The 4,121-nt window shown below is 48.0% G+C and carries 2 tRNA genes and 2 rRNA genes; all 4 read left to right on the forward strand.

Going from position 1 to position 4,121, the window contains the following annotated elements:
• Window positions 1-1,446, forward strand: a 16S ribosomal RNA gene (locus H601_RS0112805); the annotation flags it as partial.
• Window positions 1,447-1,543: 97 nt separating this feature from the next.
• A tRNA-Ile gene (locus H601_RS0112810) sits at window positions 1,544-1,617 on the forward strand.
• A gap of 87 nt (window positions 1,618-1,704) precedes the next feature.
• Window positions 1,705-1,778 (forward strand) — tRNA-Ala (locus tag H601_RS0112815).
• 166 nt (window positions 1,779-1,944) lie between these two features.
• Window positions 1,945-4,121, forward strand: a 23S ribosomal RNA gene (locus H601_RS0112820); the annotation flags it as partial.

Below are 4,121 nucleotides of genomic sequence, written 5' to 3' on the forward strand. Positions count from 1 at the left end.
ATTAGGAGCTTGCTCCTAAGAGACCGGCGCACGGGTGCGTAACGCGTATGCAATCTGCCTTGTACAGGGGAATAGCCCAGAGAAATTTGGATTAATGCCCCATAGTATAGTGAGTCGGCATCGACTTATTATTAAAGATTTATCGGTACAAGATGAGCATGCGTCCCATTAGTTAGTTGGTAAGGTAACGGCTTACCAAGACGATGATGGGTAGGGGTCCTGAGAGGGAGATCCCCCACACTGGTACTGAGACACGGACCAGACTCCTACGGGAGGCAGCAGTGAGGAATATTGGGCAATGGGCGGAAGCCTGACCCAGCCATGCCGCGTGCAGGAAGACGGTCCTATGGATTGTAAACTGCTTTTATACGGGAAGAAACACTCCCTCGTGAGGGAGCTTGACGGTACCGTAAGAATAAGGATCGGCTAACTCCGTGCCAGCAGCCGCGGTAATACGGAGGATCCAAGCGTTATCCGGAATCATTGGGTTTAAAGGGTCCGTAGGCGGCCTTATAAGTCAGTGGTGAAATCCCATCGCTCAACGATGGAACTGCCATTGATACTGTAGGGCTTGAATTATTGTGAAGTAACTAGAATATGTAGTGTAGCGGTGAAATGCTTAGATATTACATGGAATACCAATTGCGAAGGCAGGTTACTAACAATATATTGACGCTGATGGACGAAAGCGTGGGGAGCGAACAGGATTAGATACCCTGGTAGTCCACGCCGTAAACGATGGATACTAGCTGTTTGGGGCAACCTGAGTGGCTAAGCGAAAGTGATAAGTATCCCACCTGGGGAGTACGTTCGCAAGAATGAAACTCAAAGGAATTGACGGGGGCCCGCACAAGCGGTGGAGCATGTGGTTTAATTCGATGATACGCGAGGAACCTTACCAAGGCTTAAATGTAGAGTGACAGTTCTGGAAACAGGATTTTCTTCGGACACTTTACAAGGTGCTGCATGGTTGTCGTCAGCTCGTGCCGTGAGGTGTCAGGTTAAGTCCTATAACGAGCGCAACCCCTGTTGTTAGTTGCCAGCGAGTGATGTCGGGAACTCTAGCAAGACTGCCGGTGCAAACCGTGAGGAAGGTGGGGATGACGTCAAATCATCACGGCCCTTACGCCTTGGGCTACACACGTGCTACAATGGCCGGTACAGAGAGCAGCCACTGGGTGACCAGGAGCGAATCTACAAAGCCGGTCACAGTTCGGATCGGAGTCTGCAACTCGACTCCGTGAAGCTGGAATCGCTAGTAATCGGATATCAGCCATGATCCGGTGAATACGTTCCCGGGCCTTGTACACACCGCCCGTCAAGCCATGGAAGCTGGGGGTACCTGAAGTCGGTGACCGCAAGGAGCTGCCTAGGGTAAAACTAGTAACTGGGGCTAAGTCGTAACAAGGTAGCCGTACCGGAAGGTGCGGCTGGAACACCTCCTTTCTAGAGACAAAAAGAAGAAGAACATCTTAGATTAGTCAGATAGATTAATATTACTCTCGCTGTTAATTCAAATAATACAATTAAGCAAAAAATACAGAGTCTCGTAGCTCAGCTGGTTAGAGTACTACACTGATAATGTAGGGGTCCCCAGTTCGAGTCTGGGCGGGACTACTATTTTGAGCTTAAAGGAAATTCTGGAGGTTGGCTAACCGTTTAAGTTACTGTTAACTGATAACTGTTAACTAATCATTGAAAAACGGGGGATTAGCTCAGCTGGCTAGAGCGCCTGCCTTGCACGCAGGAGGTCATCGGTTCGACTCCGATATTCTCCACTGTTCGCTACGGCGAAAAAAGTTCATTGACATATTGAGATAAAACATTTAAAAAGTAGAAAACATGTATGGTCGTAATTCATTACGATTATATAATAATATTGTAGAGCCGTAACATAGTTATGGTTTTATAGAAAGGTCTTGTTATGAAAATAGCAAGGCGGCACATAAGCAAAATAAGGGCGTATGGGGGATGCCTAGGCTCTCAGAGGCGATGAAGGGCGTGATAAGCTGCGAAAAGCTACGGGTATTGGCACACACGATATAATCCGTAGATACCCGAATGGGGCAACCCAATGCATTGAAGATGCATTACACCGATAGGTGAGCAAACCCGCTGAACTGAAACATCTAAGTAGGCGGAGGAGAAGAAAACAAAAGTGATTCCGTAAGTAGTGGCGAGCGAACGCGGATTAGCCCAAACCAAGGATGTTACGGCATATTTGGGGTTGTAGGACCACGAGATTTCTTGCTAATTGAATTAGAATTACCTGGAAAGGTAAGCCAAAGAGGGTGATAGCCCCGTATAAGTAAGAGAGGATAAGGATAGTGGTATCCTGAGTAGGGCGGGGCACGTGAAACCCTGTCTGAATTTGGCGGGACCATCCGCTAAGGCTAAATACTCCTGAGAGACCGATAGTGAACCAGTACTGTGAAGGAAAGGTGAAAAGAACCGTGAATAACGGAGTGAAATAGATCCTGAAACCATACGCTTACAAGCGGTCGGAGCAGCATAAGCTGTGACGGCGTGCCTTTTGCATAATGAGCCTACGAGTTAACGTTGCCGGCAAGGTTAAGTGATTCAGTCACGGATCCGTAGCGAAAGCGAGTCTGAATAGGGCGAATTAGTCGGTAGTGTTAGACGCGAAACCGTGTGATCTACCCATGGGCAGGATGAAGCTGTGGTAACACATAGTGGAGGTCCGAACCGGTTGACGTTGAAAAGTCTTCGGATGACCTGTGGGTAGGGGTGAAAGGCCAATCAAACTCGGAAATAGCTCGTACTCCCCGAAATGCATTTAGGTGCAGCGCTGATCGTAAAGTTATATAGAGGTAGAGCTACTGATTGGATGCGGGGGCTTCACCGCCTACCAATTCCTGACAAACTCCGAATGCTATATAATGTTTATCAGCAGTGAGGGCTTGGGTGCTAAGGTCCAAGTCCGAGAGGGAAAGAACCCAGACCATCAGCTAAGGTCCCCAAATATATGCTAAGTTGAAAAAACGAGGTTTGTCTGCCCAGACAGCTAGGATGTTGGCTTGGAAGCAGCCATTCATTTAAAGAGTGCGTAACAGCTCACTAGTCGAGCGGACGAGCATGGATAATAATCGGGCATAAGCATATTACCGAAGCTATGGATTTGTAGTAATACAAGTGGTAGGGGAGCATTCTAACATCGCGGAAGGTGTAGCGTGAGCTATGCTGGAGAGGTTAGAAAAGAAAATGTAGGCATAAGTAACGATAATGCGGGCGAGAAACCCGCACACCGAAAGACTAAGGTTTCCGCAGCTATGCTAATCAGCTGCGGGTTAGTCGGGACCTAAGGCGCACCCGAAAGGGGAAGTCGATGGCCAACGGGTTAATATTCCCGTACTACTTATTGTTGTGATGGAGTGACGCAGTGGTGAAAGTACCGCGGACTGACGGAAGTGTCCGTTGAAGGTTGTAGCTATATTCTAGATAGGCAAATCCGTTTAGAATGGCAAAGACTGATAGTACTCGGAGTCTTCGGACAAAGAGATAGTGTACCTAAAGGCTGCCAAGAAAAGCTTCTAAACTTAGATAATAAGTACCCGTACCGTAAACCGACACAGGTAGTCGAGGAGAGAATCCTAAGGTGCTCGAGAGATTCATGGCTAAGGAATTAGGCAAAATAGACCTGTAACTTCGGGAGAAAGGTCGCCAGCAGCAATGCTGGCCGCAGTGAAAAGGTCCAGGCGACTGTTTATCAAAAACACAGGGCTCTGCCAAATCGTAAGATGAAGTATAGGGCCTGACACCTGCCCGGTGCTGGAAGGTTAAGAGGAGATGTTATCAGCAATGAGAAGCATTGAATTGAAGCCCCAGTAAACGGCGGCCGTAACTATAACGGTCCTAAGGTAGCGAAATTCCTTGTCGGGTAAGTTCCGACCTGCACGAATGGTGTAACGATCTGGACACTGTCTCAGCCATGAGCTCGGTGAAATTGTAGTATCGGTGAAGATGCCGATTACCCGCAGTGGGACGAAAAGACCCTGTGCACCTTTACTATAGCTTAGTATTGGTCTTGGATAAGTGATGTGTAGGATAGGTGGGAGACTGTGAAGTGGCGTCGCTAGGCGTTGTGGAGTCATTGTTGAAAT

Origin of the sequence: Flavobacterium filum DSM 17961, assembly GCF_000425465.1 — a bacterium.
In the GTDB taxonomy this organism is placed as follows: domain Bacteria; phylum Bacteroidota; class Bacteroidia; order Flavobacteriales; family Flavobacteriaceae; genus Flavobacterium; species Flavobacterium filum.